Consider the following 21,737-nt stretch of genomic DNA (forward strand, 5'->3'; position numbering starts at 1 on the left):
TCCCAGCGGCCGTGCGTGCGCCAGTGCTCGAACTGGGTGGTGAATCCGTCACGCGAGCCGGCAGTGTCCTAGAGGGCCGTCGTGGTGGCGATCGACCAGATGGCGTGGCTGACGATCTCCTCCTGGTCGGTGTCGACGTCGATGACACCGGACGGCAGGCGAACCTCGACGCCGATGAGCACGAGTCCGTCCTCGTTCACTGGCGGCACGGTGAGCGTGTTCCGCGTCCCGGGGGCGAAGTACTCGTCTGCTTCCACGACGTCGCCGGAGTTCGGGTCTCCGTAGACGCTGGCGAAGCCCCACGGGTTCTCCGAGATGGCGCCCGGCAGGGACAACTGCAGCGGATGGCCCTCGCGCACGGGCATCGTCGCGGTCGTGCCCTCGTAGTCGCAGAGCGGCTCCTGCACCGGGCAGTACCGGAACGGTTCCACTTCCTCGTACCGGCCGTCGGCGTACGCGGACACCCGCGGGGACTCCTCGGGGGCGTCGAGGATCGCCTTGCCGACCACCAGCACGAAGGCGACGCCGACGACGGCGACCAGTGCGGACAGTCCGTACAGGATCTTGCGTGTCGTCATCGGGGAGCGTCCTCGCCCGCGGGTGCGCGGCCCGCGTCCTGATCCACTCGGGGAATTCGGCCGGTGGCGTGGCGCAGTTCGCTGCCCGCCACCTCCTGGTCCGCTCGTACCGGTCTCTTGCCGCCGAAGCCGGGAAGCAGCGAGCCGCCCCGGTGGGTCACGAATGTCTGCACCAGGCCGATCGTAAGGACCACCGACACCACGCTGAAACCCAGCCAGTACTCGGTGGGGAGCAGCACGCCGAACGTGCCGCCGATGACCCAGCTCAGCTGCAGCACCGTCTCGCTGCGCCCGAAGCCGGACGCGATCGACTCGGGAGGCAGGTCGTTCTGCAACGACGCGTCGAGCGACACCTTCGCCAGCGCGCTCGCGCCCGACGCGACGAGAGCCGCGAGCGCGGCAGTCAGCAGGCTGTTCGTCAGAGCCGCGACGATCGCGACCGCAGTGACGGCCGCGGTGCAGCGCACCACCAGCACCGACGGGCGACCGAGCTTGACCCGGGCGCCGGCGGCGTTGCCGCCGAAGTTGCCGAGACCGGCCGCCGCGCCCACCAACGCCAACATGAGTGCCTGCTGGAGTGGCTCGTGCTCGGTGCGGGACTTCGCCACGAACGCGACGTACAGCGTGAGGAAGCCGGTGAGCACGCGGATGGTGCCGTTGCCCCACAGTCCGGTGAGGACGTCGCGGCCGAGGGGCTGCCGGCGTTTGCTGGGCGCCGGGACGATGCCGATCGCGCCGGTGGTCGCCTCGGCGTGGTACCCGAGCGTCGCGGGCACCTCACCCTCGGTGACCTCCACCCAGGACGGGATGCGCATGGAGAGATACGCGCCGAACACCGTCACGGCGAACGTGAACCACAGTGCCCCGGCGGAACCCAGTGCGAACGCGATGGCACCCGCGACCGCTCCCGCCGAGATGGTGCCGCCCAGCAACCCGAACACGGTCAGGCGGGAGTTCACCCGGACGAGGTCGATGTCCGGTGGCAGCACCCGAGGGGTGACGGCTGACTTGAGCACCGAGAACGACTTGCTCAGCACCATCATCCCGAGCGCGGCGGGATAGAGGAGCCAGGTGTCGAAATTGAAGACCAGCACCACGGCGAGGACGGCACGCAGGACGAACGAGGTGGCCAGCGCGATGCGGCGACCCTGCTGCAGGCGGTCGAGCATGGGGCCGATCAGGGGCGCGATGATCGCGAACGGGGCGATGGTGATGAGCAGATACAGGGCGACCTTGGTCTTGTCCTCGCCCGTCGCGGCGGAGAAGAACAGCGTGTTGGCCAGCGCCACCGCCATCGCCGCGTCCGAGGCGAAGTTGGCCATCGTCGCGTAGGTGAGCGCCGTGAGACCGGACTTGTCGGCTCCGTCGGCGGTGGCGGCGCGTCGGAACGTCGCGATGCCCTTGCCCGTGATCTCACGACCACGCATCGCCGCGACGCGGGTGACCGTCAGTTTGCGCGGTACGCGGGGACGGCGGGGACCGGTGTCCTGGTTCGGCATGCGTGTCGTCGGGTCGGGCGCCGTGGTCGGGTCGCCCGGGATCGTCTCGCCCGGTCCGGCCGTCGGTGGATGCAGCGGAGGCAGCGGCGATCGACGGGGTGGGAGTCGCTCGGACGGCGAGTAGTTGTCCCATCCCGGATGTCGCGAACCGGGGCGCGGATCGTCGGGACCTGTCACCCCGTCATTGTCCCCCACCTCGGGTCGGGGAGTGTGGGCGACTCGCTCGGCGGGGGCGGCGTCCCTCGGTCACCGTGGTCGGAACTCGACCTCGAACAGAGTGGGCCACAATTTGCCGGTCACGAGGAAGCGGGACGTGCCGGGGACGGCCGCGATGCCGTTGAGGACGTCGATTCCGGACGTGTCCTCGAGTGCGGCACGCAACGGCGAGGCGTCGACGATCGCCGTCACGGCGCCGGTCGACGGATCGATCCGCACGATGTCGTCGGTCTTCCAGATGTTGGCGTAGATCCCGTCCGCGGTGCACTCCAGCTCGTTGATCGACGTCACCGGCCGCTCGCCCCGAGTCACGCGCACGCTGCCGGTGGGCTCGAAGGTGACCGGATCTCGGAAGGTGAGGGTGTCGGTGCCGTCGCTCATCACGAGGCGGCCGCTCGATCCCGCACTCGACTCGTCGAGGCACAGACCCCAGCCCTCGCCGTCGTAGTCGACGCGTCGCCGCTCCAGCAGAGTCTCGCGATCTCGGGCCACCGCGATCCCGTCCTGCCAGGTCAGCTGCCACACCGTGTCGCCGGCGACGGTGAGGCCCTCGCCGAACAGCGGTGCGGGAAGGTCCACCTCCGCGAGCACGTCACCCGTCTCCCGATCGGACGCCGTGACGCGGGAGCGGCCCTCGCGGCCCGTCCCCTCGAGCAATCGGTCACCGTCGATCTCGAGACCCTGGGTGAAGGCGTCGGTGTCGTGCGGCGACGTGCCGACGATCTCGACGCCGAAGCGGGGCACGTCCGCGGCCGGCGGTGCGGGGTCCGGCGCGCATCCACCGAGCACCACCGCGGCGGCGACGGTTCCGGACCCGATCGCGCGGCCGACTCCCGAACCTGAACGCAAGAGACCCGAACGCATGCGGCCATCCTGTCAGGCCCGGTGGGCGCACGACGCGAGCCGATGCTGCAAAATAGGGGGTGTGAGTGCCCCTGTCGTGACCGAGATCCCCCCGCTCCTCGCCGACGCCGTGTCCGTGGCGCAGGCCGCCGTCGTGGAGTCGGGCGAAGGCCCGGTCGGAGCCCACCTCGGGGTCGAGGCCGTCGACGAGGCCTCCGCGATCCACCGCTTCGCGGCCGACCTGCCCGGATACGGCGGCTGGCAGTGGGCGGTCGTCGTCGCAGCGCCCCCCGGCTCCGAGACCGTCACCGTCAGCGAACTCGCCCTGCTTCCCGGTCCGGACGCCCTGGTGGCGCCGACGTGGGTTCCGTGGGACGAGCGCATCCGTCCCGGCGATCTGGCTCCGGGTGACCTGCTGCCGCCACGCCACGAGGACGTCCGACTGGTGCCGGGGTACCTGGCCACCGGCGATCCCGCCGTCGACGACGTCGCCCTCGAACTCGGTCTCGGTCGCAAGCAGGTCATGAGCCGCGAGGGTCGGCTCGAGGCCGCCGAGCGGTGGGCCGAGAGCGACTTCGGTCCCGATTCCCCGATGGCCAAGGCGGCGCCGGGCACGTGCGTCACGTGTGGTTTCTATCTCGCTCTGCAGGGTTCGCTGAGCGCTGCGTTCGGCGTGTGCGGAAACGAGTTGGCCGCGGACGGACACGTGGTGCACGCGGCGTACGGCTGCGGTGCGCACTCGGACACCGAGGGACCGACCGGCGCCGGATCGCCCGCGTACGCGGCCTACGACGACGGTGCCCTGGAGACCACGCCGACCGAGAACACCGAGCCCCAGAACACCGAGCCCCGGGACACCGAGGCTGTCACCGACATCACGGAGTCGTCGTCGACCCTCTGACCGACCCCTTCGGGACGGAGGCGCTGCGCGAGTCCGTTCTCGCGGCCTGGTCGTCGTCGCCCACCCGACTGCGGGAGGATGCGGCCACGGAGGCCGATCTGGTGGTGGGGGGCTACCGCGATCGCGTGATCACGGAGCTGGCGCAGAACGCCGCCGACGCCGCCTCCCGCGCCGACGTTCCCGGTCGCCTGGCGGTGTGGTCCGTCGGCGACACGCTGCACGTCGCGAATGTCGGTGTGCCGCTGTCGATCACCGGGGTGCAGGCGCTGTCCGCGCTGCGAGCGTCCGACAAGACTTCCGAGCACGCCACGTCCGTCGGGCGATACGGAGTCGGGTTCACCGCCGTCCGTGCGGTGTCCGAGCGTATCGAGATCCGATCCACGTCGGGCTCGATCGTGTTCGACGGATCGAGGACGCGCCGAGCGATCGCCGCGCGTGGGCTCAGTGAGCCGGAGCAGGGCGTTCCCGTCCTCCGGTTGCCGTGGGCGTCGGACGACGTGCCGACCCCGGGTTGGGACACCGAGGTCGTGCTGCACGGCGTCGTGGACGTCGCCGAAGTGCTGACCGCGGCCGCCCGTGAATCGATCGATCTGATGCTCGAACTCGATGCGCTGCAGTCGATCTCCGTCGACGGGACCGAACTCGTGCGTGAGGTGTCGTCGGGCCCGGGAGCGTGGACGGACGTGCGGGTCGGCGGCCGACGATGGTGGCGCGGCGACGCGGCGGCCGCACGCTGGTTTCTGCCGCTCGAGGACGACGGTCTCACGCCGGACTCGCCCGCGCCACTGACGCGGGACGTGCTGCGTGCGCCCACCAGATCCGATGAGGTGCTGACTATTCCGCTGCTCCTGATCGCGGACGTCCCCCTCCAGCCCGACCGTCGACGGGTCCTTCCGGGCGCCGACCTCTCGGTCGTGGCGACCGGATACGCGGCACTGGTCGCCGACCTGCCGGCGTCTCATCGGGCCGCCGCGGTACCGCGTCCGGGACTGCCGGCGTCCGAGGTCGACGAGGCGGTCCGCGCGGCGCTCGTCCGCGACCTGGAGTCGACCGCGTGGGTCCCGACGGCGGCGGGCCGGGCGGTACGTCCCGCGAATGCCGCGGTGGTGGACTCTATCTCGGCCGAATTGGCCGATCTCCTCGTGGACGTCGTGCCGGGTCTGGTGGCACCCGAGGCATCGGATCGCGCGTCGGCGACGGCTCTGGCGGCGGTCGGTGTGCGTCGGCTCGGGCTCGCGGGCATCGTCGAGAGCCTGTCGGGGGTGTCGCGACCGCCGATCTGGTGGCACCGCCTGTACGACGCACTGACCGACATCGTGCACGACTCGGCGGACGTCGACGAGTGTGCGGCGCTGCCGGTTCCGCTGACGGACGGCCGCACCGTCACGGGTCCCCGCACGGTGGTGCTGGTGGACGGCGACCGTCTCGGCTCGGTCGGGTGGGCTCGTGTGGTGCACCCGGACGCCGCCCATCCGTTGCTCCGCCGCGCGGGAGCGCGGACCGCTCGCCCGGCCGACCTGCTCGCCGACCCCGCGTTGGCAGCGATGCTCGAGGATCCGGACGACGTGCCGGAGGAACTGGTGCACGACGTGCTGACCCTCGCGGCAGCCGTCGGCGGTGGGACGAGGATCGGCTCCGTCGGGTCGTTGCCGTTGCTCTCGTCGGACGGCGAGATGCGGGCGGCGGACGAACTGCTGTTGCCGGACTCGCCGTTACGGCGAGTGTTGCAGCGGGACAGCCCGTTCGGCGTGGTGGATCGGTCCGTCGTCGACCGGTACGGCGCGGACGCCCTGCGGGTGGTGGGCGTGGGTCACGGCTTCGGCGTCGTGGTGGACGAGACCCCCGCGGGTCCCGATCACGATCTCGACGACGAGGAGGCGTGGTGGGACAGTCTCTCCGGTGAGCCCGGCACCCTGGTCGCCGTGCGTGATCTCGATCTGGTGGACGAGGCGCGCTGGGCGGACGCGCTCACCCAGATCGTCGACGATCCGGTGACGGCCGCGGCGGTGCGGGACCGGACCGGCTACACCGCCTGGTGGCTGCGTCGTCACGCGCGGGTGAACGAGACACCGCTGGGGTTGCTCCGTCTGCCCGGCGACGACTCCCTGCGTGGACTGCTGGACCCCGTCGACCATCCCCGCGCCGCCGAGTTCGCCGCGGCGCTGGCGGGTTCCGCGATCGACGACTCCGACACGGCGGCCGATCTGCTCGCCGCGGCGGCCGATCCCGATCGTGTGGTGTCTCCCGCGGTGGCGATCCGGGTCCACACGCTCCTCGCCGAGGCGGTGGACTCCGGGTGGGTGGATCTACGCGACATCGATCCGCCCGAGGCGGTACGCACTCTCGCCGGCAGCGTGGCCGATCCCGCCGCGGTGGTCGTCCTCGATCACCCGCGGTGGATCGCCCTGCTACCCGCCGACCGAGTCGTGCTCGGGTCGACGGCGTCCGCCGACACCCTCGCGGATCTCCTCGACGTGGAGACGGCGTCGACGGCGCTGAGCGTCGAGATCGTGTCGGTGGGGGAGCTGGCGACGGTGGACACCCATCCCGCCCTCGCGGCCGCACGCGCGATCTCGTCGTGGCCGGTCCCGGACGTCGTCGTCCTGCACGACGACCTGGTGGTGCGGTGTCGCGGCACCGTGCGAGTGGAGCGAGCGGTGCCCTTCTGGGTCAGCGACGACGGCGAGACGCACGTGTCACGGACGGTGCTGCCGTGAGCGCGGACCGTGATGTCCTCGACTGGATGGTGGATCACCGGAGCGCGGCCCTGACGGACGCCATGACCGTGATCACCACGGTGGGCAACACCGCGGGCGTCGCACTCGTGACGGTGGTGGTCGCGCTGATCCTGGTGCGCCGGGGGCACCGCCATCTCGGGCCGGGCCTCGTGGCCACGGTGTTCACCGGATGGCTCGTCATGAACGCTCTCAAGTACGCGATCCGCCGGACCCGGCCGCCGGTGCCCGAGCGCCTCGTCGACATCTCGACCTACTCGTTCCCGTCCGGTCACGCCATGGTGTCGGCGACCTTCGCGGCGGCGGTGATCACGCTGCTGGTCGCGCTCGACGCGTTCGACAGTGCCCGGAAACGAACGAGAGCAGCGGCCGCCGTGGTCACGGCGGCAACGCTGCTCATCGGGTTCTCCCGCGTCTACCTCGGGGCGCACTGGCTCAGCGACGTCGTCGTCGGCTGGCTCCTGGGGGCCCTGGTCGGTGTCGCGGGTATCGCGGTGGTGTCGCGACTCAGCGGTCGCGCTGGGCGATGACGAGAAGCTCGTCACGCATCGCGGGGCTGCCCACGTTGTTCGCGCGTGCATAGAGATCACGCAGTGCCCGAACGTGGCGGCGGCGGTTGAGGAAACTTTCGACGTACTTCACTTCTATCTCTCCGGACGTTGCTCGAGTAGCTGAACTGACATAACCGATTCTCCACGTTACGTCCGTGTTACTCAACCTCCTGGAGGGTGAGTTCCAGCACGTCAGAGGGGGTTTTCGCGCCCGGAACCTGTCGCCCGGGTCACACCTCGGGCGGGTGCACGAGCCCCTTCTGGGCCGTGCGTCGGCCGCGGCGAGCAGCTCGGCGTTGCAGTGCGAACAGTCCGAACCCCAACGCGCCCAGAGCGGTTCCCGTCCAGCAGACCGCGACTGCGCCCGAGAAGGAGTCGACCACCGAGCACAGGACGGCGGCGACGAGGAACAGCAGCGTCCCGGCAGCGAGCACCGGAGCGGGATCGGTCACGCGCGGTGGCAGTCCGGGCGGGGTGGCGGGGGTGGGGCGCACGGCGCCGACGCTACCCGCGCCCCTCACCGGGTCATGGCCTAGTCTCCACTTCATGTCTCGCGCGACGTCTCTCCTCGACTCGTACTTCAAGATCACCGATCGCGGATCGACCATGTCCGCCGAGGTGCGGGGAGGCGTCGTCACGTTCGTCGCCATGGCCTACATCGTGGTGCTGAATCCGCTGATCCTCGGCAGCTTCTCGCCCGACGACGCGGCGGCCAAGACCGACGTGCTGGGCGACATCCTCCCGGTGCCCCAGGTCGCCGCCGTCACGGCGCTCGTGGCCGGCGTCATGAGCATTCTCTTCGGTGTCATCGCCAATTACCCGTTCGCCATCGCGGCGGGACTCGGCATCAACACGCTGCTCGCCGTCACCATCGCCCCGCAGGTCACCTGGGCCGAGGCCATGGGGCTGGTCGTCATCGACGGCATCATCATCGTGGTGTTGGCGCTCACCGGATTCCGCACCGCCGTGTTCGAGGCCATCCCCAGCGAACTCAAGGCTGCCATCGCGGCGGGCATCGGCGCCTTCATCGCGCTCATCGGTCTCGTCGACGCAGGCTTCGTGCGTCGTGTGCCGGACATCGCCGGCACCACCGTTCCGGTCGGCCTGGGCATCGACGGGTCCATCGCGTCGTGGCCGACGGTGACCTTCGTCTTCGGTCTGCTTCTCATGGGCATCCTCGTGGCGCGAAAGGTGCGGGGCGGGTTGCTGATCGGGATCGTCGTCACCACCGTGGTGGCCGCGATCATCGAGGCGATCACCGACACCGGTGCCTCCGCGGGAGTGAACCCGAAGGGCTGGAACCTCAGCGTGCCGGCGCTGCCCGACGTCGTCGTCGACCTCCCCGACCTGTCACTCGTGGGCAACGTCGATCTGTTCGGCGCCTTCACCCGCATCGGCGTCCTGGCGGCCAGCCTGCTGGTGTTCACGCTGGTGCTGGCCAACTTCTTCGACGCCATGGGCACCATGACCGGGCTCGGCAAGGAGGCCGGGCTCGCGAGCAAGGACGGCACGCTGCCGGGCGTCGGCAAGGCGCTCGTCGTCGAGGGTGTCGGCGCGGTCGCGGGCGGCGCGGGCTCGGCGTCGTCGAACACGGTCTTCGTCGAGTCGGCGTCGGGAATCGCCGAGGGTGCGCGCACCGGCCTCGCCAACGTGGTGACGGGCGTGCTGTTCCTCGCCGCGATGTTCCTGACACCGCTGTACTCGGTGGTCCCCATCGAGGCGGCCGCACCGGCCCTCGTCGTGGTGGGGGCGTTGATGATCGGGCAGGTCGCCGACATCGACTTCACCAAATTCCATGTGGCGCTGCCCGCGTTCCTCACCATCGTGGTCATGCCGTTCACCTACTCCATCGCGAACGGCATCGGCGTCGGATTCATCACCTGGGTCGTCCTCGCCGTCGGTCGCGGCAAGATCCGCAGCGTCCACCCACTTCTCGGCATCGTGGCCCTGCTCTTCGTCGCGTACTTCGCCCTCGGGCCCATCACGGACGCGCTCACGTAGTCGGCGCAGATCCGCTGCTCGCGCGGGTCGTTCAGCACCCGCACGTGCCGTATCCTGTGGCGATGCCTCAGGAACTGCGTGCGTTGGCCGGCGACCTCTCCCTCGCTGTCGTCCGTATGACGCGGCACCTGCGAGGCCGCCGCACCAGCCAGGTGACGCTCACGCAGCTCTCCGCTCTCGCGACCCTCGCACGCGAAGGCGCGATGACTCCGGGCACCCTGGCAGCGCGCGAGCGCGTACAGCCGCCGTCCATGACGCGCGTCGTCGCGTCCCTGGGCGATCTCGGGTACGTGGACCGGATGCCCCACCCCACCGACGGCCGTCAGATCATCGTGTCGCTGTCCGACGCGGGCCGTCAGGTCATCGAGGACGAGGTCAACGCCCGCGAGGCGTGGTTGACCGAACAGTTGCGCGGGCTCGACGCGGACCAGCTCGTGGCGATGCGTACCGCGGTCGACATCATGTCGGCCATCGTCAACGAGTCGGAGTGACGCTCCCCGCCTGACCTCGGGCCGAGGTCTCCGCCACCGGAGTAGATTGGTACTTCGTGCAACTACTTCATCGGCGGACGGACGGGTCCGCGGCCCGGCCCTCTCTGTTCGACGCGTTGCACTCGCGCAACTACAGACTGTGGGCGTCGGGTCAGATCGTCTCGCTCATCGGCACCTGGATGCAGCGCATCGCCCAGGACTGGCTGGTTCTCGAACTGTCCGGGGGCAACGGGCTCGCCGTCGGCATCGTCATGGCACTGCAGTTCGGTCCCACGCTGGTGCTGTCCGTGTGGGGCGGGGTGCTCGCGGATCGGTACGACAAGAGACGTCTCCTCATGGCCACTCAGGCCGCTGCCGCCGTGTTCGGGCTCGTTCTCGGGCTGCTCGACGTCGGCGGTGTCGTGGCGCTGTGGCACGTCTACGTCCTGGCGCTGCTCCTCGGCTGTTCGTCGGCGATCGACGCGCCCGTCCGGCAGTCGTTCACCATCGAGATGGTCGGTCCCGCACGGCTTCCCAACGCCATCGGCCTCAACTCGATGACGTTCAACCTCGCCCGCATCGTCGGCCCCGCGATCGCCGGCGTGGGCATCACGCTGGTCGGCACCGGCTGGGTCTTTCTCGTCAACGCAGCCTCGTTCGCCGCGGTGTTCGGCGCCCTCGCCGCCATGCGGCCCGCCGAACTGTTCACCGTCGAGCGTGCACCGCGTCGGAAAGGGCAGGTGCGGGAGGGATTCCGCTACGTCGCGGGGCGGCCGGATCTCTGCGTGCTCCTGGCGACCGTGTTCGTCGTGTCGACGTTCGGCATCAACTTCCCGCTGAGCCTGTCGGTGATCGCGCGCAACACCTTCGACAAGGGTGCGGACGCGTACGGATTCCTGTCCACGGTGCTCGCGGTGGGCACCTTGATCGGCGCGACTCTCGCCGCCCGGAGACGCGGCACCCCCGGGATCCGTCTCTTCGTGCTGTCCGCGGTGGTGTTCGGCATCTTCGAGACTCTGGCCGGAGTGATGCCCGCGTTCTGGGCCGTCGCCGTCATGCTGATCCCGGCCGGCGCAGTCCAACTCACGTTCAGCACCATCGCGATGAACATCCTGCAGGCGTCGGTCCCGTCGGACATGCGCGGCCGGGTCATGGGCATCTACATGCTGTGCTTCCTCGGCGGAACCCCGCTGGGCAGCCCGTTGCTCGGCTGGGTGGCCGACGTCGTCGATCCTCGCGCACCGCTGGTGCTCGGCGGGATCGTCTCCCTGATCGCGGGCCTGGGCGCGGCGCTGGTCGTGCGCCGCACCCATGTCGCCGACATCGCGATGCCCGACGTCGGGGTCGACGAACCCCGACCCGCCTAGAAGAACCAGCCGATCTGGGGCTGGCTCGGGGTGCCGAAAGCCAGATCGAACTCGTGCAACGCCTTCTCCGACGTCGACGCCACTCGGCCGGCGGCCGCGAACTGGCGAGCGCGGTGCGCGCCGAGGTAGAGGCTGCCGAGGACGGACGCGGACACCGTCACGTCGGGGTCGTCGTCACTGCGGGTGACCTCGGCGTGCCCGTCGCGGGTGACGAAGCGATAGGCGCCGCCGGCGTGCAGGAACGGATCCTCCACGCCGATCACGAGATCGGTGTCGATGGCGTACGTGCGCGCCGACAGCGCCGCCGGGACGTCCATCAACCGCACCCACAGGCCGTCCTTGACGCCGGTGACCTGCGGGACACGGCGATCGGTCAGCAGTGTCAGCAGCGGATCCCCGACGGGAAGCGTCACCTCGATCGTCTCCACGAGATCGATGCCGCACATCACCTGCCAGAGATCGGAGCGTGCCTCGTCCGTCGCGGCGATGATGTCGACGATGCGCGCCTCCTGCGCCCCCGCTGTCCCGACGCGGTAGCCGCGGCGGAACGCGATGTATCCGTCGGGGTGGACGATGAAGAAGAGCTTGGAGAAACCACCGCGGGAGTTCTTGCGATCGGCGAAGAAGCGATGCCACCGGGTCTGGGGCATCGGCTGGGCGCCGGCGGTCTGTCGCTGCCACCGTCCGTAGATCTCCGGCAGCAGTTCACGAGCCTCCGCGGACGTCACCAGACGGGCGCCCCGGGGCGGCGGCAGATCCTTGCGGAACGCGGTGAAGCGCCGGTCGATGGTGTAGTTGACACCCTGCGTGGCGGCGCCGTACCCGAACCGCTCGTAGATGGTCGCCTCGCTCGCCGTGAGCACCGACAGGGGCTTGCCCGCCTCCTCGAAGCGCTCGTGCTGCGCGGTGAACATCCGGCGCAGGATGCCGCGTCGGCGATGCGTGGGAGCGACCGACACCCACGACACCCCCGTCGCGGGCAGGGTGCGGCCACCGGGGACGGTGACGTCCATCGGGAAGTGCATCGTGACACCGACCGGCAGGTCACCGTCGCACGCCAGGAAGATCTCGGACGAGGCCGTGAGGATCTTGGTCTCCTCCATGTCCTCGCTGTTCTGGTGCTCACCGAAAGCGTGGGCGTCGAGGAGCGCGATGGCGTCCCAGTCGTCCTCGGTGGCGGTACGGATGGTGATCGTGTCGTCGGTAGTCATCGCAGACGACCTTATCGGCCGCGCCGATGCACCGCCGGAACACGTCCTGAGAAGATGGGTCCGTGGTACACGTCGTCGACATCACCGACCCAGCCGATCCTCGCCTCGACGACTTCCGGGACCTCAACTCCTCGGACCGCCGCCCCGACCTGCCCGAGGGCAAGGGGCTGGTGATCGCGGAGGGTGTTCTGGTGGTCCAGCGCCTCGTCGCGTCACGTTTCGAGCCCCTCTCGCTGCTGGGCGTCGAGCGGCGGCTCGGTGAGCTCGCGGACGATCTCGTGGACGTCGACGTGCCGTTCTACCGCACCACGGCGGACGTCATGGCGGAGGCCGTCGGGTTCCACCTCAACCGCGGTGTGCTCGCGGCCGCCCGGCGCCCCGCACCGCTGGACCTCGCGGACGTCGTCGCCGACGCGCGGACCGTGGCGATTCTCGAAGGCGTCAACGACCACGAGAACCTCGGCTCCATGTTCCGCAATGCCGCCGGCCTCGGTGCCGACGCCGTCCTCTTCGGCGGCGCCTGCGCCGACCCGCTGTACCGACGGTCGGTGCGTGTCTCGATGGGCCACGTGCTGCGCGTGCCGTTCGCCACGGTCCCCGACTGGCCGCGCGGGCTGTCCGTGCTGCGCGACAACGGGTTCCAGCTCGTCTCGCTGACTCCGAATCCCACCGCCGTTCCGCTGGCCGAGGCGATGACGGGGGAGAAGGTCGCGCTCCTGCTCGGCGCCGAGGGGCCCGGACTCACCGAACACGCGATGCGCGCCACCGACGTCCGGGCGCGGATCCCGATGGCACCGGGCACCGACTCGCTCAACGTCGCCACCGCGGCCGCCATGGCGTTCTACGAGCGGGTGCGCACGGGATGAGGGATCCGGACGAACCGACACCGTGGGGCCCGGGAATTGCGTGTGCCGTCGCCGCGGCACTCGTCACCGCCGCCGCGGTGATCTCGCTGGGCCTCACCCTGCTCCGGGTCAGCAGCCTCTTCGCTGTCCTGGTGATGGCCGTGATGGTGGGCGGCGCTGCGCCGTCGGTCGCCCGCCGGCGTGCATATCCGGTGTGGCGCTTCGTCGTTCCGGGCATCACCGCCGGCGCGGCCGTGGGTGTGCTGGCGTTCGCCGTCGACGCGTCGGTCTAGCGGCGCCGGAACAGGCCGCGCTTGCGCTGCGGCTCCGGAGTCTCCGGTCGCGGCGGTTCGGGCGGAGGGGTCGCCGCCGGATCGCGCATCGCGAAGTCGCACAACAGCACCGACCCGGGGTCGGTGTCCCCGTCGCGGGCACCGCCGATCATGCGGACGCCGAGCCAGTGGGCGCTCGCCGCGTCGGCGAACTCCTGGGGGTGGAACGGCAGCGCCTGGGGATCGGGAAACTTCTCGCCGTCGAACTGCAGCGGATGGTCGCCCGACCAGAAGGGCCGTTCCCACGGGAAGGGAAGACCCTCGTCCTCGTGGATGTAGGTGGGGCCGGCGCTGAACGAGCGCTTCAGGGTGCCGGAGTCCCATTGCGCGAAGGCGCCCCACGCGTGCTCGCGTTCGGAAGCGACGAGAAAGGTGTGCGTGGACGGCAGCAACGACGTCCACGACTCCTCGAGAGTCGACGGGCGCACCGCGGCGGGCTCGGACGCGCAGACGACGGTGATGCCCGGGTAGCAGCCGACCAGCACGCGGTTCGGCTCCGACGCCACGGCGAACGCCGTCAGGGGAGCCATGCCGACGAGGGTGGGCTCGAGACCGGGGTGGAGCTTCCGTGCGACGGCCGCGGCCGCATCGGTGTCGGACTGCACTCCGGACCGCAGTACCGCGATCGGATCAGGTGCGTCGACGAACCACAACGCTGCTGTTCCCAGCCCCACCGGGCGCCCCCTTGTCGTCGTCCGGTCTCAGACGGTCACTTTCTCGGCCGTGAAGATCGCTCTGCCGTGAACACTGCTCGGCTCAGCGGCCGTTGCTGCGCACTCCCAGCAAGACATCCTCCCACGACGGCATGGCCGGCTTTCCCCGTTTGTCCTTCGCGTTCGCATGGCCCGGCGCCGGCTTGGGTTGCGTCGGTTCGGGCTCGGGCTCGGCTGCGGGTGTCTCCGGGGGTTCGGGCTGCTCAGCCGTGGTCTCCGTGTCCGAGTCCGAGTCCGCGTCGACCCCGTAGTAGTCGTCGAGGGTCTGCTGCGACGGCGAGTCCTCCTCGGCGGCGACGACAGGGGCCAGCCCTCGGAGCTGGCGGCCGAAATCGGGGTCGATCAGCTCGGACGCCGCGTCGTCGAGGGGCGTGACACTGCCGCCGTGGGCATCCGGCTGGAAACGCCAGTGCGCGGTGTTGGTGGTGCGTCCCGCGGGCCACGTCAGCTGAGCGATCCAGTGATTGTCCTCGTCGCGCCACGCGTCCCACTCGGCCTGGTCCATCGAATGCCCGCGGCCGCGGAACGCGAGTCCCACGATCTCCACGAGGGTGAGCACGGCGGGCCCGTCGGCACGCAGGGGGTGGCCCAGCTGGGCGAGTTCGGCAGCGCGGGAGCGTTCCAGCAGAACGGGGTGCGCGTAGCGCTCCACCTTGCTCGCCGGCATACCCGACTCCTTGGCCACCTGCTCGATGGAGGCGCCGGACCGGATGCGCGCCTGGATCTCGCGCGGTCGCATCAGAGAATCCATCTCGATCTCGATCTGTCCGAGTCGCGCGGCGTCACCACGGGCGGCGGCACGCAACTTCTCGTCGGCCGGCAGACGGAACTTCTCACCGGAGGAATCGGCACAGACGATGTGCTTGCCGTCCGACGCCAGGCCGATCACGTGGATCTCTCGCACGATCACTCCTTTGCGTCGCGACGGCCCCTGCCCCTCGGCTGCTCGCTGTCCGAGCACGGGGCCGGGTTCGGTGCCTCCCCCGACTGTAATGCACCACAGTGCAGCAGTCGGGGGGACACGCACGCTCTCACGCCAGGTGTTCGACCACGTAATCGATGCAGGCGGTCAGGGCGGTGACGTCGTCGGGCTCGACGGCCGGGAACATGCCGACGCGCAGCTGGTTGCGGCCGAGCTTGCGGTAGGGCTCCGTGTCGACGATACCGTTGGCGCGCAACGTCTTCGCGACGGCTGCAGCGTCGACCTTCTCGTCGAAGTCGATGGTGCCGACCACCTGCGAGCGATGCTTCGGGTCGACGACGAACGGCGTCGCGTACTCGGAGCGCTCCGCCCAGTCGTACAGCCGCGACGAGGAGTCGGCGGTCCGTGACGTCGCCCAGTCCAGGCCGCCATTGCCGTTCAGCCACTCGATCTGGTCGGCGAACAGGAGCAGCGTCGCCACCGCGGGGGTGTTGTACGTCTGGTTCTTGGTGCTGTTGTCGATGGCGATGGGCAGCGACAGGAAGTCGGGCACCCAGCGCTTGCTCGCCGCGATCTCGTCGACGCGGGCCAGTGCCGCGGGGCTCATCAACGCGACCCAGAGGCCGCCGTCCGCAGCGAAGTTCTTCTGCGGAGCGAAGTAGTAGACATCCGAATCGGCCACGTTCACGGGCAGTCCGCCGGCGCCCGAGGTCGCGTCGATCGCGATGAGTGCATTGTCCGAGCCCGCCGGACGCGAGACGGGAATGGCGACACCCGTCGAGGTCTCGTTGTGAGCCCACCCGATCAGGTCGACCGACGGATCCGACGTGGGCTCAGGAGCACTGCCCGGCTCCGCGGAGACGACGATCGGGTCACCGATGAACGGGTTGGCCTTGGCCACCGAGGCGAACTTCGAGCTGAACTCACCGTTGGTGAGGTGCAGCGACTTCTCCTTGATCAGGCCGAACGCCGCGGCGTCCCAGAATGCGGTGGTGCCGCCGTTGCCCAGCACGACCTCGTAGCCCTCGGGGATCGAGAACAGCTCGCGCAGACCGTCGCGCACCCGACCCACCACGTCCTTCACCGGCTTCTGGCGGTGGCTGGTGCCGAACACCGACGCGCCCACGTCCACCAGGGACTGGAGCTGCTCGGGCCGGACCTTCGACGGACCGCACCCGAAGCGTCCGTCGCCGGGCTTGAGGTCGGAAGGAATGGTCAGGTTCTCGGCCATACGGGGTTCGCGTCCTTAGTTTCGGTGTGGGCGGTACCGGCGAGATCAGGGTAGTGCAGCCGTGACAGGGGTCGTGCACCCCGCTGGGCGTCTCGGTGCTGGTTGCCCGGTGCTGGTGGGCCGGCGGGCGCGGTCACCCCACCCGAGTGGTGCGCGGCCGTGCGCCCCCGCACCCTGCGGCCAGCACCCGACGCAGTTCGCGGCCGAGTTGCGGCGACGTCAGATCGGACCACGTCCAGCGCACCACCGTCCATCCGTGTGCGCGGAGCAGGTCCTCGCGACGCTTCTCCCGCACCAGGACGTCGGCGGGTGACTCGCCGGGGCGTGCGAGAGCCGAGTACTTCGAGACACCGTCGAACTCGCCGATCACACCCTCGTCCTCCCACAAGAAATCGGGGCGGAAGGTGGTGCGGCGGTCCGAGAGCATCAGCGTGACCTGCAGTTCCGGGCACGGAACGCCGAGATGGTGCAGATACACGCGGCTCCGCGACTCCCCGACGCTCTCGCTTCGCCCGTCCAGGAAGCCGAGTACACACTCGGCGGCGGTGCGTCTGCGATGGGACGGCGTACGGCTCAGCGACTCGCGCACCGACTCCGGCGTCACGAGATGTCGGTTCAGTGCGGAGTCACCGGCGCAGACCGCATCCTCGAACGGGAGGGTCCGCGCGAGGTCGGCGACGGTGCGCGCAGCGGACGTGCAGCGCAGGCCGTCGATGACGTCGACGTCCCGCTCGGTCAGACCGTCGGCATGCACGTGGCGATGCCGACCGACGTGGCCACCCGACGATCGCGGGATGCCGAGATGCACCCGTTCCGGGACTCGCCACAACGACATCCCGTGCACCAAGGCTGCGGAACCGTGTGCGGCGGCCGCCGCGGGGGCGCTCGCCAGCAGCGTCGCGCGCACCTCGAGCAGGTGCCGGCCGGTGGCGTCGAGCGATTCGAGGACCGCCGCCGGAACGTAGATGCCGCGCCGGACGACGGCGATCTCGCAACGCGCCAGTGCAGCCTTGATCTCGGCGTCGGTGGCGCCGCGTGCGAGTGCGTCACGACGGCTGAGCAGCAGTTCCCCGTAGAAGTTCACGGCCGCAGTGTGCGCACGAGTCGGTCGCCCGCGCTGCGGCCGTCCACAGTCGGCCGTCATCCCCGGGTTCGAGCGCCCGCCCCTTGCCTCGCGCGCACCGCTCGGCTACGCGCGCAGAACGAGAGGCGCGCGAAACACCGTGCGGTGCGCGCGGCGGAGAAATAACACCCCTCCTACCTCACGCGATGGTGCCCCACCCCTCGACGCTCTCGGGGGAGCGCGGTGCGGGACCGGTGTAGATGGCGGCGGGACGCACGAGCTTGCCGAGGCGTTTCTGTTCGAGGATGTGGGCGCACCAACCGGCGGTGCGGCCGCAGGTGAACATGGCGGGCATCATGTGCGCGGGTACTTCGGCGAAGTCGAGGATGACGGCGGCCCAGAATTCGACGTTGGTCTCGATGGCGCGGTCGGGGCGGCGTTCGCGCAGTTCGGCGAGTGCGGCCTGTTCGAGGGCGGCGGCGACCTCGAAGCGGGGTGCGTTCAGGCGCTGCGCGGTGGCGCGGAGGACGCGGGCGCGGGGGTCCTCGGCGCGGTAGACGCGGTGCCCGAAGCCCATGAGCTTCTCTTTGCGGTCGAGGATGCCCTTGACCAGTGCCCGTGCGTCGTCGGACTTCTCGACCTCCTCGATCATGGGGAGCACGCGGGCGGGGGCGCCGCCGTGGAGCGGTCCGGACATGGCGCCGATGGCTCCGGAGAGGGCGGCGGCGACGTCGGCTCCGGTGGAGGCGATGACGCGGGCGGTGAAGGTGGAGGCGTTCATGCCGTGCTCGGCGGCGGAGACCCAGTAGGCGTCGATGGCCTCGGTGTGGGCGGGATCGGGGTCGCCCTTCCACCGAGTCATGAATCGTTCTGTGACGGTGGAGCACTGGTCGATTCGCGTCTGCGGCACGGCCGGCTGGTAGATGCCCCGCGCGGACTGGGCGACGTAGGACAGCGCCATGACAGAGGCGCGGGCGAGGTGTTCGCGGGCGGTGTCGTCGTCGATGTCGAGGAGCGGTTCGTAGCCCCAGATCGGTGCGAGCATCGCGAGTCCGGCTTGGACGTCGACGCGGACGTCGCCGGTGTGGATGGGGAGGGGAAAGGGTTCGGCGGGCGGTAGTCCGGGGCCGAAGCGTCCGTCGACGAGCAGTGCCCACACGTTGCCGAAGGTGACGCCCTTGCCGACGAGGTCCTCGATGTCGACGCCGCGGTAGCGCAGTGCGCCGCCGTCCTTGTCGGGTTCGGCGATGTCGGTGGTGAAGGCGACGACGCCCTCGAGTCCGGCGACGAAGCCCTCCGGTACCACTGTTTCCTGGGCCATGAAGATCCCTCGTTCTCCTGTGTCCGCGGACCCCGCTTTCGTGCGTGGACCTGCACCTCACCGCACCCTAGTGGGTAGCGCGGGCCGCACCGTACTCCGGGAGTAGCGTCTGCGCGGTGACCGAGAACATCGACCTGGCGGATATGCGGGTGGCGTATGGCGGGGACGACGATCTCGAGGAGAGCGACCTCGCCGACGGCTGGCTCGCGCTCGCCCGTGTGTGGTTGCAGCAGGCGATCGACGCGCGTCTGCCGGAACCGAATGCCATCACACTCGCGACGGTGGACGCGGACGGCCGACCGGCGACCCGCACGGTGCTGTGCAAGGAGTTGTCGGAGTCGGGTGTGGTCTTCTACACGAACTACGGATCCGCGAAGGCCCGCCATCTCGAGTCGACGCCCTTCGCATCGGCGACGTTCCCGTGGATCGGCATCCAGCGCCAGCTCACGGTGCGCGGACCGGTCACGCGGGTGAGCGCCGACGAGACGGCTGCCTACTGGTCCACCCGGCCACGGGGGTCGCAGCTCGGTGCGTGGGCGTCGCAGCAGTCGAGCCCCATCGGATCGCGTCAGGACCTGGAACGGCACCTCGCCGACGTGACCGACAGGTTCGAGAACCAGGATGTGCCGGTGCCTCCGAACTGGGGCGGCCTCCGCATCGCGCCCGAGTCCGTGGAGTTCTGGCAGGGCCGGAACAACCGTCTGCACAACAGGCTGGTGGTCACGGCGTCCGGCGTCGAGCGTCTGCAACCGTGAAACTTCTCGCCGACACCACTCCTCTCCAGAATCCCGATTATCGACGCCTGTGGGCCTCGGGCGTCGTCACGGTCATCGGCGCCCAGCTCTCGGTCGTCGCTGTGCCGCAACAGATCTTCCAGATCACGTCGAGCTCGGCGTACGTGGGGCTCGCGGGTGCGTTCGCGTTGATTCCTCTCGTCGTGTTCGGGCTGTGGGGCGGGGCGTTGGCCGACGTGATGGACCGGCGCACCCTGCTGATGATCACCACGGTGGGGATCGGCGCGACGTCGTTCATGCTGTGGCTGCAGGCGCACCTGGGACTGGACAACGTGTGGATCGTGTTGGTGCTGCTCGCCGTGCAGCAGGGCTTCTTCGCGGTGAATCAGCCGACGCGCAGCGCCATCATTCCGCGCCTGATTCCGTTGCGGCAGTTGCCCGCTGCCAACTCACTCAACATGACGGTGTTCAACTTCGGTGCCATCGCGGGCCCGATGCTGGCCGGTGCGTTGATTCCGGCGTTCGGGCTGCCGACGCTGTACCTGCTCGACACCATTGCGCTGTCGGTGACCCTGTGGGCAGTCGCGCGACTGCCGAAGATTCCGCCGACGGGGGAGTCGCGACGCGCGGGTCTGCGCGAGGTGTTCCAGGGGTTCGCCTACCTGGCGACGCAGAAGGTGCTGCTCGCCTCGTTCGTCGTCGACATCATCGCGATGGTGTTCGGGATGCCGCGCGCCCTGTTCCCCGAGGTGGCCACCGAGACGTTCGGTGACCCGGCCGAGGGTGGACTCGTCCTCGGTCTGCTGTTCGCGTCCCTGTCGGCGGGCGCGGTGCTGGGCGGAATCTTCTCGGGGTGGTTGCCGCGCGTGCAGCGTCAGGGTGTCGCGGTGATCGCGTGCATCGTGGTGTGGGGCGGCGCGATGATCGGGTTCGGTGTCTCGGTGGCGCTCGCGACGGTCGGGGAGCGCGGGTGGGCGCTGTACCTGGCGCTGGGCTTCCTGGCGATCGGCGGCGGCGCCGACATGATCTCCGCCGCGTTCCGGAGTTCGATGCTGCAGTCCGTGGCCACCGACGACATGCGTGGCAGGTTGCAGGGAGTCTTCATCGTGGTGGTCGCGGGCGGCCCGCGGGTGGGCGACGTCCTGCACGGCGCGGCCGCCTTCATGGTGGGTACCGCGGCCGCGGCGGCGGGCGGCGGGGTGCTGGTCATCGTCGGCGTGATGATCGCGGCCCTCGCCATCCCGGCCTTCGTCAAGTACCGCGTCACGGCTCACACCTGAGCGGTGCGGCGGCACACCTCCGCCCAGGGAGTGGGCTCGATGCCCAGCATCTGCTGTGACCGCGTCGAGTCGAGGACGTAGGGCGCGGTGCGCTGGTAGGACAGCTGGTTCAGCTCCCGCAGCATCGGTACGGCGAGACCCGCCGCCCGCGTGATCACTCGGGGTACGACGCGTACGGGCACCGGGGGTCTGCCCACGGCCGCGAGTGTGTCGGTGATCGCCTGCCGCAGTGTCACAACGGGATTGGTCGGTGCATGCCACACCTGACCCCATGATTCGGGAGTGTCGACGGCGGCGATCAGTGCCCGCGCCTCGTCGAGGACGTCGGTGAACGAGTGCGGCACGTCGGCCGCATCGATCGCCCACACGGCCTTGCCGTCGAGCGCAGCGGGGAGGAGGCGCGTGACGTGGCCGTTCGCGCCCACTCCCGTTCCCACGTAGTCGGATCCGCGTACCTCGACGGCGCGCAGAGAACCGGCGCGGTGAGCGTCCGCGAGCTCCGCCCACATCTGGGCCCGCAGCACACCCTTGTGGTCGGTGGCCGCGTCGGGCATTCCCTCGCGCATGACACCGTCGGCGACGGGCCCGTACGGGTAGAGGGTGCCCGTGACAGCCAGGACGGCGCCTGTCCGTTCGGCAGCGGTGCGCAGCGACCGCGCCAGAGGGGGCCACACCTGATGCCACTGCGTGTAGTCGCTCGGGTTGGCGCAGTTGTACAGCGCGACGGCACCGTCCGTGAGGGCGCTGAGAGCGTCGGCGTCGGAGGCGTCGAGCGTGGCGGAGGTGACGCCGGGGGCCGTAGTGCCGCGACGGGAGACGAGAACGACCTCGGAGCCGCGGTCGGCGAGCAGGCGGGCGACGTGGGTACCGACGGGGCCGGCCCCGACGACGACGTGACGATCGGACATGGGAAACACCTTCCGT

The 21,737-nt window shown here is 70.1% G+C and carries 22 protein-coding genes; 10 read left to right on the forward strand and 12 right to left on the reverse strand.

The genetic code is table 11. From position 1 onward, the window contains the following. Positions 1-68: 68 nt before the first annotated feature. The 3 genes from ASG69_RS01280 to ASG69_RS01290 all read right to left on the reverse strand — a co-directional run bounded on the left by ASG69_RS01280 (position 69) and on the right by ASG69_RS01290 (position 3,157). Entirely contained in the window at positions 69-578 is a 510-nt protein-coding gene (locus ASG69_RS01280; RefSeq protein ID WP_056446835.1) for a DUF2771 domain-containing protein, read from the reverse strand. Beyond that, positions 575-2,254, reverse strand: a complete 1,680-nt coding sequence (locus tag ASG69_RS01285) for an MFS transporter (protein ID WP_235578798.1) — start codon at positions 2,252-2,254, stop codon at positions 575-577. Before ASG69_RS01285 ends, ASG69_RS01280 begins: the two co-directional genes overlap by 4 nt. A 69-nt stretch (positions 2,255-2,323) precedes the next feature. Next, positions 2,324-3,157 (reverse strand): glutaminyl-peptide cyclotransferase, encoded by an 834-nt coding sequence (locus ASG69_RS01290; RefSeq protein WP_056446841.1) that lies wholly within the window; start codon positions 3,155-3,157, stop codon positions 2,324-2,326. Between ASG69_RS01290 and ASG69_RS01295 the strand changes: the two genes are divergently transcribed. The 3 genes from ASG69_RS01295 to ASG69_RS01305 all read left to right on the forward strand — a co-directional run bounded on the left by ASG69_RS01295 (position 3,156) and on the right by ASG69_RS01305 (position 7,302). After that, on the forward strand, positions 3,156-4,037 hold the full coding sequence (locus tag ASG69_RS01295) for a DUF3027 domain-containing protein (RefSeq protein WP_082544589.1): 882 nt from the start codon (positions 3,156-3,158) through the stop codon (positions 4,035-4,037). The genes ASG69_RS01290 and ASG69_RS01295 overlap by 2 nt on opposite strands. A gap of 101 nt (positions 4,038-4,138) precedes the next feature. Next, positions 4,139-6,754 (forward strand): sacsin N-terminal ATP-binding-like domain-containing protein, encoded by a 2,616-nt coding sequence (locus tag ASG69_RS01300; RefSeq protein WP_235578799.1) that lies wholly within the window; start codon positions 4,139-4,141, stop codon positions 6,752-6,754. Next, the gene (locus ASG69_RS01305) at positions 6,751-7,302 is read left to right on the forward strand and encodes a phosphatase PAP2 family protein (RefSeq protein ID WP_056446844.1); all 552 of its coding nucleotides are present in this window, start codon (positions 6,751-6,753) and stop codon (positions 7,300-7,302) included. The genes ASG69_RS01300 and ASG69_RS01305 overlap by 4 nt, the downstream gene beginning before the upstream one ends. Here the strand turns inward: ASG69_RS01305 and ASG69_RS23235 are convergent. Together ASG69_RS23235 and ASG69_RS01310 are read right to left on the reverse strand one after the other, a co-directional pair. Continuing rightward, positions 7,280-7,414 carry a hypothetical protein gene (locus ASG69_RS23235; RefSeq protein ID WP_261769702.1) on the reverse strand — a complete coding sequence of 45 codons (135 nt, stop codon included), beginning with the start codon at positions 7,412-7,414 and terminating at the stop codon, positions 7,280-7,282. The two genes, ASG69_RS01305 and ASG69_RS23235, sit on opposite strands and share 23 nt — an antisense overlap. A 139-nt stretch (positions 7,415-7,553) precedes the next feature. Next, complete coding sequence (locus ASG69_RS01310) at positions 7,554-7,817, reverse strand: DUF2530 domain-containing protein (RefSeq protein WP_051612979.1); 264 nt, start codon at positions 7,815-7,817, stop codon at positions 7,554-7,556. A gap of 52 nt (positions 7,818-7,869) precedes the next feature. Between ASG69_RS01310 and ASG69_RS01315 the strand changes: the two genes are divergently transcribed. From ASG69_RS01315 to ASG69_RS01325, 3 genes are all read left to right on the forward strand, one after another. Next, positions 7,870-9,324 (forward strand): NCS2 family permease, encoded by a 1,455-nt coding sequence (locus ASG69_RS01315; RefSeq protein WP_027504226.1) that lies wholly within the window; start codon positions 7,870-7,872, stop codon positions 9,322-9,324. Positions 9,325-9,386: 62 nt separating this feature from the next. Further along, positions 9,387-9,815, forward strand: coding sequence for a MarR family winged helix-turn-helix transcriptional regulator (locus ASG69_RS01320; RefSeq protein WP_056447507.1), 429 nt, complete (start codon positions 9,387-9,389; stop codon positions 9,813-9,815). 104 nt (positions 9,816-9,919) lie between these two features. Then, on the forward strand, positions 9,920-11,161 hold the full coding sequence (locus ASG69_RS01325) for an MFS transporter (protein WP_051613067.1): 1,242 nt from the start codon (positions 9,920-9,922) through the stop codon (positions 11,159-11,161). On the opposite strand, the gene ASG69_RS01330 is transcribed toward ASG69_RS01325, so the two are convergent. Next, positions 11,158-12,372: a GNAT family N-acetyltransferase gene (locus ASG69_RS01330; protein WP_056446848.1), complete on the reverse strand. Its 1,215-nt coding sequence runs from the start codon at positions 12,370-12,372 to the stop codon at positions 11,158-11,160. The two genes, ASG69_RS01325 and ASG69_RS01330, sit on opposite strands and share 4 nt — an antisense overlap. A 62-nt stretch (positions 12,373-12,434) precedes the next feature. Between ASG69_RS01330 and ASG69_RS01335 the strand changes: the two genes are divergently transcribed. Further along, positions 12,435-13,238 (forward strand): TrmH family RNA methyltransferase, encoded by an 804-nt coding sequence (locus tag ASG69_RS01335; RefSeq protein ID WP_027504223.1) that lies wholly within the window; start codon positions 12,435-12,437, stop codon positions 13,236-13,238. Then, entirely contained in the window at positions 13,235-13,510 is a 276-nt protein-coding gene (locus ASG69_RS01340) for a DUF2537 domain-containing protein (protein WP_056446851.1), read from the forward strand. The genes ASG69_RS01335 and ASG69_RS01340 overlap by 4 nt, the downstream gene beginning before the upstream one ends. Here the strand turns inward: ASG69_RS01340 and ASG69_RS01345 are convergent. The 5 genes from ASG69_RS01345 to ASG69_RS01365 all read right to left on the reverse strand — a co-directional run bounded on the left by ASG69_RS01345 (position 13,507) and on the right by ASG69_RS01365 (position 18,799). Then, positions 13,507-14,223 carry a DUF6928 family protein gene (locus ASG69_RS01345; RefSeq protein ID WP_056446855.1) on the reverse strand — a complete coding sequence of 239 codons (717 nt, stop codon included), beginning with the start codon at positions 14,221-14,223 and terminating at the stop codon, positions 13,507-13,509. The genes ASG69_RS01340 and ASG69_RS01345 overlap by 4 nt on opposite strands. 82 nt (positions 14,224-14,305) lie before the next feature. Then, positions 14,306-15,166, reverse strand: a complete 861-nt coding sequence (gene sepH, locus ASG69_RS01350; RefSeq protein ID WP_056447509.1) for a septation protein SepH — start codon at positions 15,164-15,166, stop codon at positions 14,306-14,308. A gap of 127 nt (positions 15,167-15,293) precedes the next feature. Then, on the reverse strand, positions 15,294-16,415 hold the full coding sequence (serC, locus tag ASG69_RS01355; RefSeq protein ID WP_056446859.1) for a phosphoserine transaminase: 1,122 nt from the start codon (positions 16,413-16,415) through the stop codon (positions 15,294-15,296). A gap of 133 nt (positions 16,416-16,548) precedes the next feature. Beyond that, a complete protein-coding gene (locus ASG69_RS01360) occupies positions 16,549-17,499 on the reverse strand; it encodes a hypothetical protein (RefSeq protein WP_082544590.1) in 951 nt (316 codons plus the stop codon). Between the two features lie 178 nt (positions 17,500-17,677). Next, positions 17,678-18,799 (reverse strand): citrate synthase 2, encoded by a 1,122-nt coding sequence (locus ASG69_RS01365; protein WP_027504219.1) that lies wholly within the window; start codon positions 18,797-18,799, stop codon positions 17,678-17,680. A gap of 143 nt (positions 18,800-18,942) precedes the next feature. On the opposite strand from ASG69_RS01365, the gene pdxH reads away from it, so the two are divergent. Together pdxH and ASG69_RS01375 are read left to right on the forward strand one after the other, a co-directional pair. Then, entirely contained in the window at positions 18,943-19,554 is a 612-nt protein-coding gene (gene pdxH, locus ASG69_RS01370) for a pyridoxamine 5'-phosphate oxidase (protein WP_056447512.1), read from the forward strand. Continuing rightward, complete coding sequence (locus ASG69_RS01375; protein WP_056446862.1) at positions 19,551-20,813, forward strand: MFS transporter; 1,263 nt, start codon at positions 19,551-19,553, stop codon at positions 20,811-20,813. Before pdxH ends, ASG69_RS01375 begins: the two co-directional genes overlap by 4 nt. Here ASG69_RS01375 and ASG69_RS01380 read toward each other — a convergent pair. Next, positions 20,804-21,721 (reverse strand): NAD-dependent epimerase/dehydratase family protein, encoded by a 918-nt coding sequence (locus ASG69_RS01380; RefSeq protein WP_056446865.1) that lies wholly within the window; start codon positions 21,719-21,721, stop codon positions 20,804-20,806. The genes ASG69_RS01375 and ASG69_RS01380 overlap by 10 nt on opposite strands. Positions 21,722-21,737: the final 16 nt, after the last annotated feature.

The organism is Rhodococcus sp. Leaf225 (assembly GCF_001426145.1).
Taxonomy (GTDB): Bacteria; Actinomycetota; Actinomycetes; order Mycobacteriales; family Mycobacteriaceae; genus Rhodococcoides.